This is a genomic window from Thermogemmatispora onikobensis, from assembly GCF_001748285.1.
Lineage (GTDB): Bacteria > Chloroflexota > Ktedonobacteria > Ktedonobacterales > Ktedonobacteraceae > Thermogemmatispora > Thermogemmatispora onikobensis.
On record NZ_BDGT01000015.1, the window covers coordinates 34,647 to 55,097 of the forward strand.

Here is a 20,451-nt window from a genome sequence, read left to right on the forward strand (position 1 = left end):
CGCTGTCAGTCCGTACGGGCTTCGTCTCTGCGCACAGAAAGACAGGGGCAATGGCTGGCCAGACCCCACACCGTGGGCCTTGGCCACGTCAGCGCGGTGCACTGCCCTGGCCTCCACCGGCTGGCGTTGCTCGCCATTGCCCCTCCATCTCTGGTGAGCCGCTTCTGCAGTACAGGAAGCAAGCAGGTATCAGCAGCTAGCAGGCTGTTGTGCTTTGGCTAAAAAGCCTGCCCGATTGCCCATTGGTACATCGGGCAGCCTTCAGGACTCTCTCCCTCTTTCTGATATACCATACTCGCCGAGGAAAGTCAAGAAAGTCAAGAAATTTATTGACATAAAGCAAGCCCTCTGCTACACTGGAGCAGAGCAAGCGTTACGTTAGGTCTTCTCTCTCGATCAGGAAGTGCGACACCGATGGCTGGAGATCAGGCGCATCGACGCTTTTTCCGGAGCACGCGCGGGCGCATTGTGGCGTTACTCTCTCGCCAGGGGGCCACAGTTGAGGAGTTGGCCCAGGAGCTGGGGCTGACCGATAATGCGGTGCGTGCCCATCTGGCGGCGCTGGAGCGAGATGGCTTTGTTGTTCAACGGGGGCAGCGGCGTGGTGTTCAAGGGAAGCCAGCTTATCTTTATGAGCTGGCGCCAGCGGCTGATCGCCTCTTCCCGCGTGCCTACCTACCGGCCTTTGATGCGCTCCTGGAGTTACTGACCGAGGAGCTCCCGGCTGAGGAGCTAGAGCGGCTGTTGCGCGCTCTGGGTCAACGCCTGGCGCAGCGCTGGTCGTCTGGGGGGCAAGGTGGGCCGATCGAGCCGCTGAGTCGTGTGCGTTGGGCTGTGGCGGTGCTCAACGAGCTGGGAGCTTTGGCTGAGCTGGAGGAACCGGGTGAGCTTCCTGGTCACCCGGGCGGGCAGGCGCGGCTACGCGCTGCTAGCTGTCCGTTGGCTGCTCTCACTCCCTCTCATCCCCGTCTCTGTTTGCTGATTGAGGCAATGATAGCTGAGTTGACGGCCTTGCCCGTGCGAGCCTGTTGCCGCTGCACCGAGCGTGCGCAGTGCTGTTTTGAAATCGACCTTGCCCCTGAGCGCTAGGTCTCGGCCTGCACTTGGCTGTCTCAAGCTGCTGGTTGAGGCCAGGCCGCAGGATGCTCCTTTCAGTGCTCTCTTGTTCGTCCTCTTTGCCGCTTTCAACAGCAGAGTCTGTCATGGTACAATGGAGAGGAAACGGCCTTGCAGCAATCCCCAGGGAAGGAAAGGACAGAGTCGCGATGTCAGAGACTCCCCATGAGGGCGGGCATGTCTCGCCGCCCTATGGCAGCGAACGCCAGTTTCAAATCTACATGGCGGGGCTACAGGGACAGCTTCCGGCCTTACCTCTGGATGCGCAGGAGCTGGAACGGCGTGCCAAAGAGCGCCTGAGTCCCGAGGCCTATGACTATGTTGCTGGAGGCGCTGGCGCTGAAGATACGATGCAGGCTAACCTGGCGGCCTTTCAGCGCTGGTCGATCGTCCCTCGTATGCTGCGCAATGTGGCACAGCGTGATCTCAGCGTCGAGCTGCTGGGACTACGCCTACCAGCGCCTTTGTTGCTTGCCCCGATCGGTGTGCAGTCGATCATCCACCCTGAAGCCGAGCTGGCAGTGGCGCGAGCCGCGGCTTCGCTGGGCGTTCCCTTTATCTTGAGCACGGTTTCCTCCTATACGCTGGAGGAGGTGGCTCAGGCTGCAGGCGATGGAGCACGTTGGTTCCAGCTCTATTGGCCTGCCGATGCCGAGTTCTGTGCAAGCCTTGTTCAACGGGCTGAGCGGGCCGGCTACGGCGCAATCGTGGTGACGCTCGATACACGTTTGATCGGCTGGCGTCCGCGTGATCTGCAGCGGGCCTATCTGCCATTCCTGCAGGCACAAGGATTGGCCAACTACTTGAGCGATCCTGTCTTCCGCCGGGATTTGCCCCAGCCTCCCGAAGAAAATCCCTTCCCCGCTATTCAGAAGTATGTCTCCAGTTTTGGTCACCTGACGCTCCAGTGGGAAGATCTCGCTTTTCTGCGTCAACATACACGATTGCCCGTCATCCTCAAAGGGATTCTGCATCCTGATGATGCGAGTCGGGCAGTAGAGTGTGGGGTTGATGGCCTGATCGTCTCCAATCACGGTGGGCGCCAGGTAGCGGGGGCCATTGCGGCGCTAGAGGCGTTGCCGGGGGTAGTGGAGGCCGTCGCTGGGCAGATTCCTGTGCTGTTCGATAGCGGTATTCGGCAGGGAGCCGATGTTGTCAAGGCGCTGGCGCTGGGGGCGCGAGCCGTCTTGCTGGGGCGCCCCTATATCTGGGGGCTGGCTCTGGGTGGAGAGGCTGGCGTGCGCGAGGTGTTGCAGAACATGCTGGCCGATCTGGACCTCACCCTGGCCCTGAGTGGTTTCGTCTCCGTCAGCTCGCTAGATCGTTCAGCCCTCGCCAAAGCGGAAAGGGCGTGATAAGATAAAGAAGAACAGCGAGGAGCGCCGCCTCTATCTGTGCATGAGGAAGGCAGCCGGATAGGCATCTCGCTGGCAAAACAGCTGGTCGTGGCAAGCGTGTCCTGCAAGAAGCCTGGTCTAGCGGCAGCGACAGAACGTTTGGATTGGTTCCCACTTCCCCTCTCTGGCCACGAAAGGGGCAGTGTGTGCCAGAGAAGGGGGAGCGAGTCGTTAGCTGGCTAACTGAGGCTTCGGGCAGATGCGCCGGCCTGGTGGGGCGGCGCGCCCACTCAAGCAAGATCGCTGGGAGGTTGCCAGGAAAGAGGTTTGTGGCGGTGCTGGCTCCTGCCTTTCGGGGAAGGAGACGCCCCATAACAAGCCTTAAGAAGGAACAGAAGAGCATTCAGCAGAGGGTTCAGAGAAGAAGTGCATCGCCTGCGAGAGGATGAGTAGTCTTGTCTGCCGCTGGGGGAGAGAGTACTCCTGCAGACTGGAAGCTCAGAGGAGATGACAGGCGATGAGAAAAGTCAGAGATGTGATGACCACACGGGTTGTGACGGTTCATGAGGACCAGACGCGACAGCAGGCCGCAGCTTTGATGGCACGCCATCGAGTCAGTGGGTTGCCTGTGGTCAATGAAGAGGGGATGATCACAGGCCTTGTCACTGAGCACGATGTCCTGGCGCGTCAGGGCCGCTTTGTGCGAGAGATTATGACCCGTGGTCTGATCAGCGTCACTGAGGAGACCGACCTGGAGGATGTGGCCCAGCTGCTCGTCAATCGGCGTATTCGACGCTTGCCGGTGCTTCGTGAGGGGCGGCTGGTGGGCATTGTGAGCCGCGCTGACCTGGTCAGGGAGGTGGCGACACGCTGGACCTGTCCCGTCTGTGGTGAGGTGGCCCCTGGCGAGAAACCGCCAGAGTGCTGTCCTCGCTGTGCAGCGCCACAAATGCTGGCGTCAGCCGAGCCGGCTCCTCCTGGTTTCTAGTTGCCTGCTTGTCTGGTAAAGACGACGCCCAGGCTGGCGGCGCGGTGTTGGCTCTGTGCCCGCTCTTCCTTGTTCCGGCTCATTAGGACGACCGGATCAATAACGATCAAGCTCATCTTGTTGATGCAGTGTCGATTAGCCAGAAAGAAGAAGTAGTATACCTATGGAGACCAGACAGCAACGGAAGGCAGCCGCGCAGGGGGCCGGACCGGGTGACCCCCGCTCCCCTGCTTCGCTGCTCGAAGGAACGGACCGCGAAACGCTGCTCAATTACTATTACCAGATGGTCCTTATTCGCTATTTTGAGGAGAAGGCCGGTGAAATGTACACCCGTGCACGCATCGGCGGCTACTGTCACCTCAATCTTGGCGAAGAGGCCACTGTCGTCGGCTTCTGTGCCGGCCTGGAAGCCGATGATTACGTGTATACCAACTACCGTGAGCATGGCTATGCCATCTGCCGCGGCATCTCGCCTGCCGTTGTCATGGCCGAGCTGTTCGGCAAAAAGACCGGCTGCTCCAGTGGTCGTGGAGGGTCGATGCATCTTTTTGACCTGAAACGCCGCTTCATGGGGGGCTATGGCATTGTCGGGGGGCAGTTACCGCTGGCGGTGGGGGCGGCCTTTGCCCTGGCCTATCGGGGCGCGCGTGAGATTGTGGCCTGCCAGATGGGCGATGGTACCACTAATGGCGGCCCTTTCCACGAGTCGCTCAACCTGGCCAAGCTCTATCGGCTGCCGGTGGTCTTCCTCATTGTCAATAATCAGTACGGCATGGGCACGCGCGTCGACCAAGGCTCGGCGGTCCCCGACCTCTATCGCAAGGCCTGTGCCTATGACATACGCAGCGAGCGCGTTGACGGGACCGATCTTCTGGCGGTCTTAGAGGCCGTGCGTACGGCGGCTCGTATTGCGCGTGAGGAGCGTGAGCCAAGCCTGATTGAGGCGGTCAGCTATCGCTTCCGTGGCCACTCGGTGGTTGATCCTGATCGCTATCGCCCCGAAGACGAGGTACGGCGCTGGCGCGAGCGTGATCCCATCCTGCTCTACGCGACCCGGCTCAAGGAGGCAGGCTTGATGGATGAGTCCACCCGCCAGGAGTTGGAGGCGCGGGCTCAGCATGAGGTCGAGGAGGCGGTGCGTTTTGCCGAGGAGAGCGAGTTTCCCTCGGTTGAGGAACTCTACGACTTTGTCTATGCCGGTGAGGGAGGGCGCTGAGTATGGCCGAGATGACCTATCGCCAGGCGCTGCACGATACGCTGCGTGAGGAGCTGCAGCGCGATGAGAATGTCTTTCTGATCGGCGAGGAGATTGGGCGCTTCGAGGGGTCCTATAAGATTACCGCTGGCCTCCTGCAGGAGTTTGGTCCAAAGCGTGTGGTTGATACGCCGATCTGTGAGAACGGTTTTGTGGGGCTGGCGATCGGGGCCGCTATGCTTGGGTTGCGCCCTATTGTGGAAATCATGACGATCAACTTCATTGCGCTGGCGATGGATGAGATCGTTAACCATGCGGCCAAGATCTACTATATGTTCGGCGGTCAATGCCCGGTTCCTCTGGTGATCCGCACTCCGGGCGGTGGTGGTCAGCAGCTCTCGGCGACCCATTCGCAGAACCTGGAGGTCTGGTTTGCTCATGTCCCTGGCCTCAAGGTGGTCGCGCCATCCACGCCGGCAGATGCCCGAGGTCTGTTGCGGACCGCTGTGCGTGACGACAACCCGGTACTCTTCCTGGAGAATCTGGCGCTCTACAATACACGTGGCGAGGTGCCTGAAGGAGATTACACGATCCCCATAGGTAAGGCTCAGGTCATGAAGGAGGGCCATGATCTGACCATCATCAGCTACTCGCGTATGGCGGTGGTGGCTCTCGATGTCGCTCGTCGGCTGGAGCAGGAGCGTCAGCTCAGTATCGAGGTGGTTGACGTGCGCTCCTTGCGTCCGCTTGACCATGAGACGGTGGTCAATTCGGTCAAGAAGACTAACCGGGCTATCATTTTTGAGGAAGATTGGCGCTCTTATGGGGTCGGGGCTGAGCTGGCGGCCACTCTTCAGGAGGAAGCCTTTGATTATCTAGATGCGCCCATTCAGCGCGTTGCTGGTGCGGAGGTGCCGCTCCCTTATTCGAAGCCGCTCGAACAGGCGGCTTTGCCAAGTGCGCGGCAGCTGGTGGAGGCGGTCGATCGCCTGGCCATTCGCAAGAGGAGGGTCGTCTATGCCTGAGGTGACTATGCCCCGGCTCAGCGATACGATGCAGGAAGGGACGATTGCTCGCTGGTTAAAGAAACCAGGCGATCGTGTTGAGCGGGGGGATGTGCTCGCTGAGATCGAGACCGATAAGGCGACGATGGAGCTGCAGGCCTACGAGAGCGGGGTCTTGGAAAAGATCCTGGTCCAGGAAGGGGAGAGTGCCCCGATCGGTCAGGTGATTGCGCTGATTGGAAGTGGGGCAGGTGTTGCTGACCAGGGAGGGGCGAGCGCAGCGCACCCAGCTCCGCAAACGACAACTGCTTCCTCTGTGACTGGTGGCGGGGCTGCCGGAAGTGGTGGCTCCGGCCTGGGAACGCCTCAAGAGGCGTCGCCGCGTCCGCGAGCCACGGCGCCGGTTGAGGTGCCCCGCCCGGCTGCACCGGTTGGTCAAGAGAATGGGGATCGCGTGATCAAAGCCTCGCCGTTAGCCCGTCGCCTGGCTGAGGAGCATAATATTGACCTGCGTCAGATCCGTGGCTCTGGCCCTGGTGGGCGTATCGTGCGCGATGATATCGAGGCTTTCCTTGAAAGCCGTCGGGCGGCAGCTGTGACTGCTCCGGCGGAGGCCGGGGTAGGGGCCGCTCCAGCACCTCCAGTCGCTGCGCCCGCTGCCACCGCTGAGGTTGGTGCGGCTCCTGCTGAGGAGCTGGTGCCGCTCTCGCGCATGCAGGCCACTATTGCTCGGCGCCTGACTGAGTCGAAGCAGACGATCCCGCATTTCTATGTCAGCACTGAGATTGACATGACCGAGGCTCTGGCGCTGCGTCGGCAGCTCAACGAGAGTGTAGGTGAAGGGGGCGTCAAAGTCTCGATCAACGATCTCATTATCAAAGCCTGCGCCCTGGCCCTGGAGAAGTTCCCCGAGGTCAACAGCTCCTATCGCGATGGCCAGTTCGTGCGTCACCAGGCGATCAATGTCGGGATCGCCGTCGATATTCCTCATGGCCTGGTGGTGCCGGTGATCCGCGATGCCAATCTCAAAGGAGTGCGCACCATTGCGCGTGAGGCCCGTGCTTTGATTGAGAAGGCCCACGCTGGGAAGTTGACGCCAGCTGATCTTTCGGGTGGTACCTTCTCAATTTCCAATATGGGCATGCTTGATGTCAGTGAGTTCATCGCTGTGATCAATCCGCCCGAGGCAGCCATTATGGCGGTGGCTTCGGTGAGGCGCACCTTTGTGCCTATCGATGATCAGCCGGTGCTGCGCGATATGATGCATGTTACGGTCTCTGCGGACCATCGTATCCTCTATGGGGCGACAGTGGCTCGCTTCCTGCAGGAAGTTAAGCGTTTGCTGCAGAATCCGTTTAGCCTGCTGGGCTAAGGCCGCGACAGACCTCAGCGATAGACAACACAGGTGGGCGCCCGCCCTATCTTGGGCGCTGCAAGGAAACCGAGGAGGCTCTTCTGCTACCGTTAGAAGAGCCTCCTTGTTTTGGCGACAGAAAGAGCACTCCTAAATTTTCTTCTCCAAGCTGCATAATCCTCCCATTTTAGAGCACCTTTGTTCTGTCATTGACAGAAAATGAGGTCTATTATATAAAATATTTGCATCTATGAAATACAAAGAGGCAGATTTAATGGCAAATCTTTCTGAGCCCTCTCGGCAGTCTGCGGCTAAGGCTTCTCGCTTTGGTGGGTGGCTATGGCGAAGTGGTCAGTTTGCTCGGCAGCTGACGCGGCGTTTCACCTTTGCGCGGGCCTTGGCCAGTCGTTCCTTTCGCTTACTCTGGTTGGGCCAGACGATTTCAAACCTGGGCAACAATGTCTTCTCGCTGGCGCTGGCCTGGCAGGTCTTGCTGATGACGCACTCGGCCACGGCGATGGGTCTGATCCTGATGGCCAGGCTGGTTCCCAACCTTGCCTTTGTGCTGATCGGGGGCGTTGCTGCTGACCGGCTGCCGCGGCGCTCGATCGTGCTCTGGTCGGATGGCTTACGGGGCCTTGTCCTGCTCTCTGTGACAGTGCTCGGCGTTGCCGGTCTCCTTCAGCTCTGGCTGCTTGTAGTAGAGAGCCTTATCTTTGGGATCGTTGAAGGCTTTTTCAATCCTGCGCTGATGTCTCTTCCGCCCGAGCTGGTAGCGAAGGAGGAGCTGCCATCTGCTAATGCCTTGACTGCCCTGAGCCTCAATCTGGCGGGACTGGCGGGGCCGGTGCTCGGGGCTTTACTCATTGCCCTGGCAGGGCCGTTTTCAGCCTTTGCCCTGGATGCTGTGAGCTTTTTTATCTCGATGCTTCTGTTGTTCCCTGTTCCTATTGTTGAGCGCCACCGGCGCTCTGAACAAGAGCAACTCGGATCGTCAGCTCTGGCGCTGCGTGGGGATGCTGAAGGCGAGGAGGAGAATCTCGTGAGAGGGCGGCTGTGGGGGCTGAGGTCTGGCCTGCAGAAGGTGCTGCAGGACCTGGGTGAGGGTCTCGTCTATGTGCATCGCTCGCGCTGGATCTGGGTGACCTTGCTCAGTGCGACTGTTGGGAATGTCTGTTTTATTGCCACTTTGGCGGTTTCTATGCCAAAGCTGGTGCAGGTTGTCTATGGGCAAGGGGCTGGCTTCCTTGGTCTTCTTGAAACAGCTGAGGCTATTGGCTCGCTGCTGAGCATCTTGCTTTTGGGGGTGGTCTTGCGTCTGGGGCGGCGCGGGTTGCTGGCCTATCTCTTTCTGATGCTGAGCGCGGCTGGTGTGCTTGCTTTTGGCTTGATTCCGGCGGCGTTGGCCCTCTGGTTAGCTCCGCTGGCGTCGATCCTGGTCGGCTTTGGTCTGACCTTTTTTAACACGGTCTATTTCACTATTTTGCAGGAGCAGGTACCTGGGGACAAGCTGGGGCGTGTCATCAGTCTGGATACCATCGGCTCCTTGGGTTTAGCGCCACTGGGGCAGGTGCTGGGTGGGATTTTGACCGATCGAGTCGGAGCTGCGACTGTCTTTCTGCTCTTCGGGGCCCTCGCGCTGGGCAATTGTTTGTATCCGCTGCTTGTGAGAGAGGTACGGGAGACGCTCTAGACGGAGGTGGGTGTCTGAGGGCCAGAGTTAGAGCCATTGGTCGCTTGCTGTAGAGAGGAAGCGCTGCTCATGGTAGGGGGCATTCGCTTGGCGCAGCAGAGGCGGGAGCCCTGGCACGAGAAACCGGCCAGACATTCTGCCTCTCTCAGCCGTTTTCTTGGGGTGGTTGGTGGATATCTATGGTCCCGATGGATACGACCAGAATTGGACATTCAGTGGGGGCATCTTCTCAACTGCCTGGCTCTCTGGCAATATCTGGCCGTATGTGGACTCAGAAGGGTGGGGTAGTTGTGCTTGCTTCTCCAGGTCGACGGAGGCTTATCGCAGTGCTAGAGGCTTTTGCCCTTCTGCAAAGAATGGGGGCAGCTGCTTTCTGAGAAACAGGAGGAATACTGTGAACGAGGAACTCCGCAGAATCGTTGAGCAAGTCGAGCAGTTGGACTCGGCTGTACAGAAGGCTATTGTCCTTGCTGTCTTCTTTATCCTCCTTTCAGTATCCTCAAGCGGGTCGGGGCGGAGGCTCTCGACCTTTCTAGGGCTGCCAGGCGCTCGCGCAGTCTTGGGCGTGAGAGATTGCCTGGAGACCGCAGGGGTGAAGAAGGGGAGAGAACTGTCGACTAAACTGACACATGGGAGAGAAAAGAGGGCGAGGCCGCTTCTCAAGCGGCCTCGGAGTGGTGGAGATGGGGGAGAGTCGAACTCCCCGTCCAGGCAACCCTGTTAAAGGATATCCTACAGGCTTAGTCGGTGTATTGCTATGCGCGGAGGACTCCCACCGACAGGATTCCTCAGCGCTGGCCCTCTGGTCTTAGATGCCGATTAGAGGGCGATCACCGGCACCGCAGCCCATGTCGTCGGCGCCCACATCTGACCCCACAGGCAAAAGTCAGAGGGACGACGCTCGCCTAATTAAGCGGCGAGAGCGTAGGAGTAATTTGCCTTGTTGGCAGTTATTTTTTTGCCGGTTGTTTAACGAGAGAGCACACCGGCACCTCGACCTGCAATCCTTTCAACAGCTTGTCTGTCGAGACCCGTCATCCCCATGCTAGGGTCGATTGCGTAGGGTAGTGGCAACCAACCCCGATCACCATCGCCAGACAGGTCTGGCCAATTCAAGCAATCAAAGGCAGGGTCAGATAAGCTGCCACTCTCTTGTGGCCTTCTTATCTTACCACACCATATAACGTCCAGCAAGGGGAGAATTATTTCAGGCGCTCCAAAAAACGTTGGAGGTGGACAATAAAACGCTCGTGGATGCCTTCCCCGATTTTCTTCTCCTCGTCATAAGCCTCGACCCTAAACACCAGGCGCCGACCATCCACCTCGACCAGCTCGGCGGTAGCACGCACCCGCTGGCCGATCGGCGTCGCCGCCAGATGCCGCACATCGACGCGCGTTCCCACAGAGACATACCCCGCCTCTAAAACATCGGCCACCGCTCGCCAGGCGGCGTTCTCCATCAAAGCGATCATCATCGGGGTCGCAAAGACCTCGACACCTCCCGCCCCAACGGCGGCGGCTGTGTTCTCATAGACGACAGTCGTGCTTGCCTCTCCCTTTAGCCCTGGTTGCAAGCTCATAACGCTCCCAGCCCTTTCTTGTAGTCTTCTAGTAGCTGGCCAGCAGCACATCTCTCCCATTCTGCCCACCTGACTGACACCTCCCATTGCTCCCTGTCTGCTGCCCCTAGCACATATCTGGCCGTCCGCGGTTCTTCCCTCACCCTAGTGGGAAACAATCGCGCTCCCTGGACCCGCTCCCGCCCGGGCCTGTCCCATTGAAAGGCCCTGGACCTGCCGCGCCTGAATCTCCCGAGCGCGGGCACGCAGCTCAAGCGCTCGACTGACCTGACGTGTCTGCTGCAGTAACAGAGCATAGTTCTCCAGAAAGCGCGCGTACGTCGGGTGGTTCTTACCGAAAGCCCGCTCACCAACCTCTAAGGCCCGCTTGAAGAGTGCCCGCGCTGGACCATGCTTGTGCAGAGCGGTATACAGGGTTGCCAGATTATTGAGATTGATCGCTAGCGCCGGATGGTCAGCTCCTAACATCCTCTCACGGATCTGAAGAGCGCTCTGATAAAGCGACTCCGCCCGCTCATACTCACCGCGATCATGATAGAGCATCGCCAGATTTTCCAGACAGCTTGCAGTATAGGGATGCTCATCCCCAAGCAACTGCTGGTAGATCATCAGCGCTCGTTGATGGAGCAGCTCGGCCTGCCCATAACGCCCAGTCTCACGATAGAGCAGGGCCAGATTATTCAAAGTCGTCGCCAGATCCAACTGCTCAGCGAGAGGCAGGCTCTCATGAATCGCCAGGGCCTGCAGATAGCACTGCTCAGCTTGCTCATGGTGCCGCTGCGCGTGATAGAGGCTGCCCAGCGCGCTCAGCGTCTGTGCCACAGCTGGATGTTCGCCCCCCAGCAGATGCTCGCGTATCAGCAGCGCTCGTCGATAGAGCAGCTCCGCCTGCTCATAGCGTCCCTGGACCCGGTAGAGCGTTGCTAACTCGTGATACAGTGTAGCGAGCAGCGGATGCTCAGGCGCCAGCTCTGGCTGCCAACTCTCCAGCACCTGCAGGAAGAGCGCTTCGGCCCGCTCGAAATCACGTCGGTCACGATAGAGCAGAGCCAGCCGATACAAGGCCCGCGCCAATCCCTGGCGATCGCTCCCCGCCTGCCGCTCTTCGATAGCGACCACTCTCTGATAGAGCGCCTCGGCCTCGGGCAATCGCCCCTGTTCCTCGTAGAAAAGCCCAAGATTGTAGAGGCTGGCACTCAATTCAGGATGCTCAGGCCCAAGCTGCTGCTCACGTATGGCCAGTGCACGACGTAAGAGCGGCTCAGCCTCACGGTAGGCCACACAACGTTGCAGATAGTACCCCGTCTGCTCCAGCAGCCGGGCAGCGTCAGGACTGACTAGCTGCCACTCTTCGATCCAACGAGCACAGGTAAGCAAGTGCGGCAGATAGGCCCGATAAAGAGCAGTCGGGGCAGCGGCCTCACTCAAACAGGCGCTCTCTACCAGGCGGATAGTCTGCTCCGCCCACAGCAGACGCGATTCTCGGCTCAGACGCTGACGGACACAGGCGCTCACCGCCCGATGGAGGACCAGCGACCCTTGACTGTAGTCGGCCAGCGCAAAGCGGCGTAGCTCGTGGATCAGCCTGAGCAGCTCGAACTGCTCCAGCAAACACTGACCCAGGCTCTCCCCTAGCTCGCCGCCACCGCTAACCAGCATCTCAAGGGGAATACGATCGGGCTGCAGAAAGGAGCAGAGACGCAATAGCTCAGTGGCAACTGGACTGCTGCGCTCGGCTCGTGAGAGACTGATATGCAGAACGATGGCCAACGGCTCAGAGAGAGCGCTGATCAACTGGCTGGCCGACCAGGCCCTCCGCTGAAGCTCAACAGTAGCCTGCTTATAGAGGTTCAGATAACTGCTGAGGCTACATTGCTCTGTCTCGATATAGGCGCCAGCCAGAGTGAGCGCCAGAGGAGAAGCCCGCAGCAAAGCAACCACCTCGTCGGCCCGGCTGGCCTCAGACGGAGGAGCCTGCTCCAGCGTCGCCTCCACCGGGAGCAAGCCAGCGGCACGCAGCAAGAGAAGCGCGGCCTCCTCAGCCTCAAGCGCAGGCAGCTTCACATGCATAGCCTTGGGCAAGGTTAATGGCTGACGAGCCAGCAGAATCAGATGACCGCGAGCCCCCATAGGCAGCAGATCACGAACCACCTCGCTATCCGCCACATTATCCAGGATCAGCAACCAGCCCGACCTCTTTTCTAGCCAGCGGCGCACCGCCAGAGCAACCAGATATTGATGAGGAAGCGTATGCTCCGGCAACCCCAACGCCTCAGCGATACGTGCCAACTCGTGGATGAGTAGCTGACGACTGGCGGCATTGACCCAGAGCACAGCCTCATACTCGTGGCCGTAGCGATAAGCATACTCAAGCGCCAGCTGTGTTTTCCCGCTGCCGGCTGGTCCACTCACCACTTGCGGCGGAGTGACCGCGCTGGCCTTGTTACTAATAGGCATGTCGTGCAGATAAGCCAACAGTGAGGCGCGACCGGTGAAGAGCGGATTCCGACGATATGGTACCAACCAGAGCGGGGACAAAGGTGAAGAAGAGACTACCGCCGCTTTCTCTGCTGGCGAGGCCGGTGGTGGGGAAAGTGGCGGTAGCTGGATGGCCGCCGGGGGAACGATCGCATTTGTCGCAGCAGCGGCGGCGGAAAGCCAGGTCCCCAGCTCCACAGCCACCTGCTGCCAGGCCGCTTCACGGTCCTCCCAGGCGCTAATCGCCACACCGTTGGTCGGCAGAACCGCTAAATCGGCCAGCGGTGTATCATCGCGCTCCGTCGGACGCACAAGTATGGGAATCACACGCGCCAGGCCGGCTTTGTGACGCAGGAGGGCCACTTTCAGCTCCGCGCTGTAGCAGTAAGCAGAGTGCACAAAGTCGGGGCTGACCAACAGGAGAATGAGCTGCGCACGTTCCAGGGCAGGACTGATCTCACCGCTTCCTTGCCAGGAAAGACCCTGGGCCGTAGCACACTCCTCCCAATCAGCAATGAGACCTTGCCAGCGGAGTTGATAGAGATGATTAATAAGTTCGTTACGCGCGGCTTCGTCTTTGAAGGTGTAGGCCAGGAAGACCTTCACTGCCATGTTCTGGCTCCTTGCGTATGAGTGAGACAAGGGCAGTTCCTTGCCCTACCGCCGGGAAGTACAAGGTTCTTCGCTGTCTGGCAAACGGCTAAAAAGGATGAACGCCCTTCGAACAAAACACGAAGGTAACGTACATCTTGTACAGTGGCTACACATCTAGTATACACTCAGTGAGAGCGAGGCCGCAATAAATGAGGCGAGGAATCCGAAACGGCCCTTGCTCGCTATCGGCTTCAGAGCTGATACGGCCCATCTGCTTCACTAGAGAAATTTATTTAAGTAAAGTGTAACATTTTATATGGAGTGATGTATGGTAAGTGAAGTTCAACGTATTGCTCACCGTGGGGGAGCACAGCTGGCGCCCGAGAATACCCTGGCGGCCTTTCGTCAGGCCCTGGCCTTGCCGGTAGACGCCGTTGAGCTAGACGTGCAAATGAGTCGTGATGGCCATCTTATCGTCTTTCACGACGCCACTGTCGAGCGGCTTACCGATGGTCGGGGCAACATGCTTGATCTAGACTTTGCCTATCTGCGCAGTCTCAATGCCGCTGCTCATTTCCCCGGTGGTTGGCCGGAGCCGCAGCGTATTCCCACCCTACGAGAAGTTCTCGACCTCATTGGAGGGCAACGGCGTGTCTGGATTGAGATCAAACCGAGTCGACGCGGCAGTGTCTACGGGCGCTACCCGGGCATTGTTGAAGCGGTTGTCGACGAGCTGCAGCGTGCAGACATGCTCGACCAGGCCGTCGTCATCTCCTTTGACTGGTATCTTTTACCAGAAGTGAAGCGACGGGCCCCGCAGCTAGAGACGGGTGCAATCCTCTCTGAGGACATCTGGGACCCCCAGGCTGGGCAGGCCCTGGATACCCTGGTAGAGCAGGTTCGTGAACTGGGCTGCGGCTGGCTGGATGTGGAAGAGGCTCTTTTCCTGCCGCACCTGCCTGCCCTCGTCCATAGTTATGGGCTCAAGCTGGGCGTCTGGACTGTGAACACTGCCGAACGCCTGCGTGAGTTAGCAGCGAGCGATGTTGATGCGTTGACCAGCGATCAGCCCACGCTCTTCACCGCTTTATTGTAGACCCAGGCAGGCCCCGGGCTGTCGCACAGAGCCTGGCGGGCTGCCCTCAAGCCCTCCCTGGACGAGGCGTGTCCTTTCTTCACAGCCATTCGTTCTAGATCCAAAGAGATGGTTCTCAGACACGTAAAGGTACCATCAGCTACTGTCAAGGAAGGACAGTATGCTATAATAGGCCGGCGCACGGAGAGCAGGCATCAGCCTTCAGCCTAAACTCAGGGTTTTGTGGAGTCCCAAGAGTATGCAGCAGATGGAAATGTCATCGCTAGCTATTCCCCAGCGAGCGGATACCGCCGTCACTGCCGTTGCTGACAAGGAAGAGAGGCAGGGCGTGGGGATCTCGGTCGTGATCCCGGTCATGAACGAGCAGGAGAATATTCGACTTCTCTTTGAGCGACTGATCGCCCAGCTAGAGCAGCTCGGTCAGTCCTATGAGGTGATCTTTGTCGATGATGGCAGCACCGATAATACTTTTGCTGAAGTGAAGGCCCTGCACGATGAGCATCCCGGTATCGTGCGTGTCATTCGCTTCCGCAAAAATTTTGGCAAGACGCCAGCCCTGGTGGCGGGCTTTAGCCGCTGTCGGGGAAAGATTGTCTTTACGATGGATGGCGATCTCCAGGATGATCCCGCCGAGATCCCGCGCTTCCTGGAGAAGCTTGAGGAGGGCTATGATCTGGTCTCCGGCTGGAAGTATCCGCGTCTCGACCCTATTACCAAAACTTTCCCCTCGCGTGTCTTCAATGCGCTGGTCAGGACGCTGACCGGTGTCCCGCTGCACGATATCAATAATGGCTTTAAGGCCTATCGGCGCGAGGTCATCGATGATGCCCACCTCAAGCTCTATGGCGAGTTCCATCGCTTTGTCCCGGTTATGGCCCAGTGGCGTGGCTACCGAGTGACCGAGATCAAGGTTCGCCATCACCCTCGTCGCTTCGGGGTCTCCAAGTTTGGGGCCCGGCGCTTCGCTCGCGGGTTGATCGATCTGCTCAATGTGCTCTTCCTGACAACCTTTCTGCGTACGCCTTTGCGCCTCTTCGGCCCCTTCGGCTTCTGGACGTTCCTGCTCGGGTTGCTGATCGATGCCTGGGTGGTGATTCGCAGCCGCCTGATCGACAACCAGCCTATTCATACGCAGCCAATGCTCTTTGTTGGCATTCTACTGATGATCTTCGGAGTTCAATTCGTCCTGGTGGGCCTGCAAAGCGAGATGATCCGCCATTATGCCTTCCAGCCGGGGGAGGAGTATAGTATTAAGCAGGAAATCGATGTCCAATGAGCAGAGCGGTCCTTATACGCTGGGTCAAGGCCCTGGTGCGCTTCGGTCTGCCAGTGGTAGTGCTGGTCTTCTTCGCTCTCCAGGTGAAGAATAACTGGAGCGCCCTGGCCTCCCATCGCTTCGAGTGGAATCCGGTCCTGCTGGGTCTGGCTTTCCTGGGTTTTGTGCTGCAGGAGCTATCTTTCGGGCTGATCTGGAAAAATGTTCTAGCCCGTCTCGGCTACCAGTTGTCCCTGGGTGCCAGTCTGCGCATCTATCTGGCCTCGGAGTTTGTGCGCTATATCCCTGGTAACGTCTGGCATGTGCTGACGCGCATCCTCTGGGTCGGAAAATATGGCGTGCCCCGTTCGCTGGCATTCACCAGCATGGTGGTCGAGCTGGTGACGAAGCTGGCGACCGCTGCCTTCGTCTTCGCGCTCAGCCTCTTGTTCTGGCGCGACGTTCATGCGCTCGGCTCGACCCAGGGCATCTTCTTTCTGGCCTTCAGCGCTGTCGCTGTGCTGGCGGTGCTGATCGGGCTGCATCCGCGCATCCTGGGGGGCCTGCTCAACCTGGCTCTGCGTCTTCTCCGTCGGGAGCCGGTGAGGCTGGCTCTGCGCTATCGCGATATTTTGCTGGTTTCCTTCTTCTGGTGCCTGAGCTGGTTGATCGCTGGCCTGGCTTTCTATGTACTGGTATTGGCTTTGTGGCCAGAGACCCCTCTGCTGGCCCTGCCGATCTGCATCGGCATTTACGCGCTCGGTTGGGATATCGGCTTTATCTCGTTTATCACGCCGAGTGGTTTGGGTTTCCGCGAGGGGGCCATCGCTCTCCTCTTTGCTTTCTCGCTGCCCGCTTTGCCTGCGGCCCTCGGCTACGTCATGGCCTTGCTCTCGCGCCTGGTCTCGACGCTAGCCGAACTGCTCTGCGTCAGCGCGGCCTATCTCGGTGGCCTGCGTCAGGTACGCCAGATTCGTGCGGAGCAGGCGGCAGAGCAGAGAGAGCAGCAAGGTGCTGGAACGTCGTCAGAGGCGCACTTGACTGCCCTAAAGGATGAAGAAAGGGCATCCCTGCCAGCAGCAAGCTCGATCGCCCAAGAAGTGCAGGCAGAGCAAGCAAGCCAGATCCCAGAGACCACAGTCTCAGAGGAGACGGTTGCTTCCCACGAAGGAGGGAGGGGGTATGAAAACTAGCTCTGCTCTGCGTAAGTGGCTGGCTGTCTGCTGGAATCGCCTCTATCTCTATCCACCACCTGAGCCGTTACCCCGCCGACGCTCCTTCTGGGCGGCGATGGTAGTGGTGGCTGGGGCGGCTCTTCTCTTTTCGGCCTTCTTTATCTGGTATTTGACGACACGCCAGGATGCTTTCCAGACCAATGCCGAAGACCTGGGGATTATGGATCAGGCGGTCTGGTCAATTCTGCATAGCGCGGTCCCCCATCAGACGATCTGCAATATTGTTGGCGATACCAATTGCTATAGTAGTAACGGGATTAGTCGCTTCGCGATCCACTTTGAGCCAATCCTCTTCCCTGTGGCCTTGCTCTATTTGCTTTGGGCGACGCCGAAGACGCTGCTCGTGCTTCAGACACTGGTGGTGGCTACAGGCGCCTTCCCCGCTTTCTGGCTGGCTCGCCTGCGCTTGCGCAACGAGTGGATCGCTGTAGGTTTTGCCTTTCTTTATCTGTTACATCCTCTCCAGAACCTGGCCTTGCTCAACGACTTCCACGCCGTCACCTTTACCTCTGCTCTCTTGCTCTTTGTCCTCTATTTTATGTATACGCGGCAGACGGCGTGGACCGTCGTCTTTGCGGTCCTGGCCATGGCCTGTAAGGAGGAAATTCCTGTCCTGGTGGCCCTCTTCGGTCTGTGGTCGCTCCTCTTCCAGCGCTGCTGGCGCGCCGGTCTCGGTCTCGTGCTGCTGGCTCTTGTCTGGGTCGGTCTGGAGCTAGTAATTACGCGCCTCTCCGGGGGGCCGCTGTTGGCCTCGCGCTATGCTCATCTTGGCAACGGGCCGCTCGATATTGCGAAGAACATCTTGCTCCATCCGCTCGCGATTCTGAAACAGTATGTCTTTGAGCAGCAGCATTTCTTCTATCTGCGTCAGGTCCTCAGCCCCACGGGCTATTTGCCGCTGCTGGCTCCCTGGGTCCTGTTGCTGGCGGTGCCGACCCTGGCCCTCAATTTGCTCAGCTCGAAGCCCGATATGTACAGTGGCCTCTACCACTACAATGCCGAGATCGTCCCTGTGCTGATTTTCGCAAGCATTGAGGCGGTAGTGGTTATTGGCTGGGCAGCGCAGTGGCTGCTGCGTTGGGGGCGTGCCCTCTGGCAGAGAGCAACGGCAGCCTGGGAGAGCTGGCGCTCGCGTCTGGCCACTCATGGCGCGACAGACCTGCTGGGGCGCTCGTCGGGTGCTCTGAGCTGGGGACAGCTCATCTTGCTGACACTGCTCATGTGCTACTTGCTCGTCTCAGTGGGGCGGGCCGCTGAAGCTCATGGCACCGTGCCTTTTTCGCCAGGTTTCAAATGGCCAGCGATCACTGCCCATAACCGGCTCGCGGAGCACTTTATCGAGATGATCCCGCCCACGGCCTCTGTTTCGGCCCAGTCGGCTCTCGTCCCCCATATCAGTCATCGGCAGCGTATCTATCTCTTCCCTTATCAAGATCAAGAGGCCGATTATATCTTTCTTGATGTCACGAGCGATATGTATCCGCTCTTCCTGAGCAGCTATACTGCTGAGGTCAAGAAGGTTCTCTTCAGTGGGCAATACGGTATCGTAGCCGCTCAAGATGGCTATCTCCTGCTGAAACGTGGCCTCCCAGCTCCGGGCATCTCGCCCCTCTCACCAGTGCAGAACGGGCCAGAGGCTTTGCCCGCTCTGCCCTCCGCTTTCTGCTCCTTCCAGTGGGTTACAGCCCAACAGGTGGAGCATCCGATCACAGCAACTTTTAGGAAGAGTGACAGCGCTCAACCGTTAGTCGATGTGGTAGGCTACAGTACGCCGACACCAGCGACGATCGATGGCGGAACCTATCTGCAGTATACATTCTATCTGCGCGCCAGAAGCGCCTCGCTACCCGCGCTCAATCTCCTGGTCTTGCTCAGGGATAGCGCCGGTCAGGAGCATCTGTTAGCGCAGGACTTCCCAGGCTTCGCTTTTTGCCCAACAACGACCTGGCAGCCTGGCCAGATCTACATGTTGAGGACCCTGGCTTTCAGCCTGGGGTCTGCCCATGTCGCTCCCGGGCTAGCCCATATTTCTATGGCGCTTGTACCTGCGAGCCATTCGGGCAGTACAATGATGGATGTGCAGGCCAGATTGCCTGTGCAGCTGCAGGGTGCATCTGGAGCAGTAAGGGCGCTACCGGATGCACGGGAGTTGCAGTTGACGAGCGTGATTGTTCGCTAACTACAGAGGCGCCGCTGAGTGCGCGTAGAAAGGGTTTGTGGCATGGGAGTTTTGCTTGGTCAACTCCCGCTAGCAGAGCTGGGACGCTTGAAAGCCGAGCTGGCGGAGACCTTGATCGCTAACTTCTGCTACCCGCGATTTTACGATTATCGAACCGAGTCTTTGCGCATGCGCCCGGTCGATAGTGCGAAGCGTAAGGAGGTCTGGCTCTACTTGAGCGCGGTCGACTTCACTGCCTGGAACCGTGTGGATGTGATGTCGCCGGAGCTGCAGACCTATATTGAGCGCCTCTTTATCCATTTCGTCCAGCGCAATCGGGCGTTTTTTGGTAATCAGGGGCGCAAGCGCATGGCCGACGTGCGCATGTTGATCACGACCTCTGCTCAGACAGTGGCCGAAGGACTCCGCGCCCACCTGGCCAGCCCTCAGAAGAAACGGTCAACCTTTGGCAGCCCGCGGCCAGTCCCTTCTTGGGCCACAACCCGCGCTACTCCTCTTCCTGAGTTGAGTTGGGAGCAGATTAGTCAATCGACCCTCTTGTTGCAGCAGCAGCTGCAGGAGCTGCGCGGCGAGGTGGGCAGCTATGAGGGCCGCCAGATAGGCGCTGGCTTGCCCTCGACGCCCGGTCCGGGAAGACCAGCCATGTCTCTGCCGGCAGCTTCGACCGCCGCGGGAGCAGTCGCTCCTGGCCGGACGCCGGCGTCCGCTGAGGAGCGTCCATCTGCCGCGGCCTCCGCCGCTCCTGCCTCTGCATCGCCGACGCGGCGTGTCCCCCCGATTCCTACGCGCGCGCTGCCTGGCTCTTCTCCCGCTCCTACGGGAACCGGCCCCCAGGCGGCACCCGTGCGTCGCCCTTCCGGGAAGCTCCCTCAGCCTGCGTCGACTCCTCCGCCGGCAGAAGCCTCGTCAGCCCAGGCTGCCGCCTCATCAACTGCTCCGGTGCCGGTCCAGCCTCGCTCGCCCGTAGGTCCCCAGGCGGGCGGTCGCGCTCCCACCCCCACACCGGCAGAAGGAACACCACTGCCGGCCAATGAGGATATGACCATCTTTGAGGAGATGCGCCAGCAGCTGGTGCTCTGGTTGCGCCTGGAGGCGGTGCGTTTGGGCCTGGATATTTCTGGACAAAGTCCTTCTCAGTTGATCGAATTGCTGCGGCGCCAGGATGGCTTTGAGCAGACGCGCCTGCAGATTATTTCTAGCTTGCTGAATTTGATCGCTCAGGTCCTCAAGAATGGCAAGGCCAGCCCGATGGATTATAAGCAGGGATTGATGTTCTTTCTCATGCATACTCGTCAGCTGCGCCCTTAATGCCTCTACTGCCCTTACATTGCCTCTGGAGATCTCTCC

The 20,451-nt window shown here is 59.1% G+C and carries 14 protein-coding genes and 1 other RNA gene; 12 read left to right on the forward strand and 3 right to left on the reverse strand.

Annotated features, from left to right (window positions below):
* The first annotated feature begins 414 nt into the window (after positions 1–414).
* From BGC09_RS08740 to BGC09_RS08770, 7 genes are all read left to right on the forward strand, one after another.
* Positions 415–1,089, forward strand: coding sequence for a helix-turn-helix transcriptional regulator (locus BGC09_RS08740; RefSeq protein ID WP_069803501.1), 675 nt, complete (start codon positions 415–417; stop codon positions 1,087–1,089).
* Between the two features lie 176 nt (positions 1,090–1,265).
* Positions 1,266–2,471, forward strand: a complete 1,206-nt coding sequence (locus BGC09_RS08745) for an alpha-hydroxy-acid oxidizing protein (protein ID WP_069803502.1) — start codon at positions 1,266–1,268, stop codon at positions 2,469–2,471.
* 499 nt (positions 2,472–2,970) lie between these two features.
* Positions 2,971–3,441: a CBS domain-containing protein gene (locus BGC09_RS08750; protein ID WP_069803503.1), complete on the forward strand. Its 471-nt coding sequence runs from the start codon at positions 2,971–2,973 to the stop codon at positions 3,439–3,441.
* Positions 3,442–3,604: 163 nt separating this feature from the next.
* Entirely contained in the window at positions 3,605–4,657 is a 1,053-nt protein-coding gene (pdhA, locus tag BGC09_RS08755; protein WP_069803504.1) for a pyruvate dehydrogenase (acetyl-transferring) E1 component subunit alpha, read from the forward strand.
* A gap of 2 nt (positions 4,658–4,659) precedes the next feature.
* Positions 4,660–5,661, forward strand: coding sequence for an alpha-ketoacid dehydrogenase subunit beta (locus tag BGC09_RS08760; RefSeq protein WP_069803505.1), 1,002 nt, complete (start codon positions 4,660–4,662; stop codon positions 5,659–5,661).
* On the forward strand, positions 5,654–7,012 hold the full coding sequence (locus tag BGC09_RS08765; protein WP_069803506.1) for a dihydrolipoamide acetyltransferase family protein: 1,359 nt from the start codon (positions 5,654–5,656) through the stop codon (positions 7,010–7,012). Before BGC09_RS08760 ends, BGC09_RS08765 begins: the two co-directional genes overlap by 8 nt.
* A 256-nt stretch (positions 7,013–7,268) precedes the next feature.
* Complete coding sequence (locus BGC09_RS08770) at positions 7,269–8,687, forward strand: MFS transporter (protein ID WP_069803507.1); 1,419 nt, start codon at positions 7,269–7,271, stop codon at positions 8,685–8,687.
* Positions 8,688–9,362: 675 nt separating this feature from the next.
* Here the strand turns inward: BGC09_RS08770 and ssrA are convergent.
* From ssrA to fxsT, 3 genes are all read right to left on the reverse strand, one after another.
* Positions 9,363–9,729: a transfer-messenger RNA gene (gene ssrA / locus BGC09_RS08775) on the reverse strand.
* 160 nt (positions 9,730–9,889) lie between these two features.
* The gene (locus BGC09_RS08780; protein ID WP_069803508.1) at positions 9,890–10,267 is read right to left on the reverse strand and encodes a thioesterase family protein; all 378 of its coding nucleotides are present in this window, start codon (positions 10,265–10,267) and stop codon (positions 9,890–9,892) included.
* A 144-nt stretch (positions 10,268–10,411) separates the two neighbouring features.
* Positions 10,412–13,357 (reverse strand): FxSxx-COOH system tetratricopeptide repeat protein, encoded by a 2,946-nt coding sequence (gene fxsT / locus BGC09_RS08785; RefSeq protein WP_069803509.1) that lies wholly within the window; start codon positions 13,355–13,357, stop codon positions 10,412–10,414.
* A gap of 310 nt (positions 13,358–13,667) precedes the next feature.
* Between fxsT and BGC09_RS08790 the strand changes: the two genes are divergently transcribed.
* The 5 genes from BGC09_RS08790 (at position 13,668) to BGC09_RS08810 (ending at position 20,412) form a co-directional block, all read left to right on the forward strand.
* Complete coding sequence (locus tag BGC09_RS08790) at positions 13,668–14,435, forward strand: glycerophosphodiester phosphodiesterase (protein WP_069803510.1); 768 nt, start codon at positions 13,668–13,670, stop codon at positions 14,433–14,435.
* A 238-nt stretch (positions 14,436–14,673) separates the two neighbouring features.
* Complete coding sequence (locus tag BGC09_RS08795) at positions 14,674–15,711, forward strand: glycosyltransferase family 2 protein (protein ID WP_084658215.1); 1,038 nt, start codon at positions 14,674–14,676, stop codon at positions 15,709–15,711.
* Entirely contained in the window at positions 15,708–16,883 is a 1,176-nt protein-coding gene (locus BGC09_RS08800) for a lysylphosphatidylglycerol synthase transmembrane domain-containing protein (RefSeq protein WP_069803511.1), read from the forward strand. Before BGC09_RS08795 ends, BGC09_RS08800 begins: the two co-directional genes overlap by 4 nt.
* Positions 16,873–19,104 carry a DUF2079 domain-containing protein gene (locus tag BGC09_RS08805; protein WP_069803512.1) on the forward strand — a complete coding sequence of 744 codons (2,232 nt, stop codon included), beginning with the start codon at positions 16,873–16,875 and terminating at the stop codon, positions 19,102–19,104. Before BGC09_RS08800 ends, BGC09_RS08805 begins: the two co-directional genes overlap by 11 nt.
* A gap of 42 nt (positions 19,105–19,146) precedes the next feature.
* Positions 19,147–20,412: a hypothetical protein gene (locus BGC09_RS08810; RefSeq protein ID WP_069803513.1), complete on the forward strand. Its 1,266-nt coding sequence runs from the start codon at positions 19,147–19,149 to the stop codon at positions 20,410–20,412.
* Positions 20,413–20,451: the final 39 nt, after the last annotated feature.

What these genes read in the sequence shown, in the direction of transcription:
- BGC09_RS08795 (WP_084658215.1), top strand. Translation starts at nt 14,674, where the DNA reads ATGCAGCAGATGGAAATGTCATCGCTAGCTATTCCCCAGCGAGCGGAT.
- pdhA (WP_069803504.1), top strand. Translation starts at nt 3,605, where the DNA reads ATGGAGACCAGACAGCAACGGAAGGCAGCCGCGCAGGGGGCCGGACCG.
- BGC09_RS08770 (WP_069803507.1), top strand. Translation starts at nt 7,269, where the DNA reads ATGGCAAATCTTTCTGAGCCCTCTCGGCAGTCTGCGGCTAAGGCTTCT.
- BGC09_RS08745 (WP_069803502.1), top strand. Translation starts at nt 1,266, where the DNA reads ATGTCAGAGACTCCCCATGAGGGCGGGCATGTCTCGCCGCCCTATGGC.
- fxsT (WP_069803509.1), bottom strand. Translation starts at nt 13,357, where the DNA reads ATGGCAGTGAAGGTCTTCCTGGCCTACACCTTCAAAGACGAAGCCGCG.
- BGC09_RS08810 (WP_069803513.1), top strand. Translation starts at nt 19,147, where the DNA reads ATGGGAGTTTTGCTTGGTCAACTCCCGCTAGCAGAGCTGGGACGCTTG.
- BGC09_RS08740 (WP_069803501.1), top strand. Translation starts at nt 415, where the DNA reads ATGGCTGGAGATCAGGCGCATCGACGCTTTTTCCGGAGCACGCGCGGG.
- BGC09_RS08780 (WP_069803508.1), bottom strand. Translation starts at nt 10,267, where the DNA reads ATGAGCTTGCAACCAGGGCTAAAGGGAGAGGCAAGCACGACTGTCGTC.
- BGC09_RS08790 (WP_069803510.1), top strand. Translation starts at nt 13,668, where the DNA reads ATGGTAAGTGAAGTTCAACGTATTGCTCACCGTGGGGGAGCACAGCTG.
- BGC09_RS08805 (WP_069803512.1), top strand. Translation starts at nt 16,873, where the DNA reads ATGAAAACTAGCTCTGCTCTGCGTAAGTGGCTGGCTGTCTGCTGGAAT.
- BGC09_RS08760 (WP_069803505.1), top strand. Translation starts at nt 4,660, where the DNA reads ATGGCCGAGATGACCTATCGCCAGGCGCTGCACGATACGCTGCGTGAG.
- BGC09_RS08800 (WP_069803511.1), top strand. Translation starts at nt 15,708, where the DNA reads ATGAGCAGAGCGGTCCTTATACGCTGGGTCAAGGCCCTGGTGCGCTTC.
- BGC09_RS08750 (WP_069803503.1), top strand. Translation starts at nt 2,971, where the DNA reads ATGAGAAAAGTCAGAGATGTGATGACCACACGGGTTGTGACGGTTCAT.
- BGC09_RS08765 (WP_069803506.1), top strand. Translation starts at nt 5,654, where the DNA reads ATGCCTGAGGTGACTATGCCCCGGCTCAGCGATACGATGCAGGAAGGG.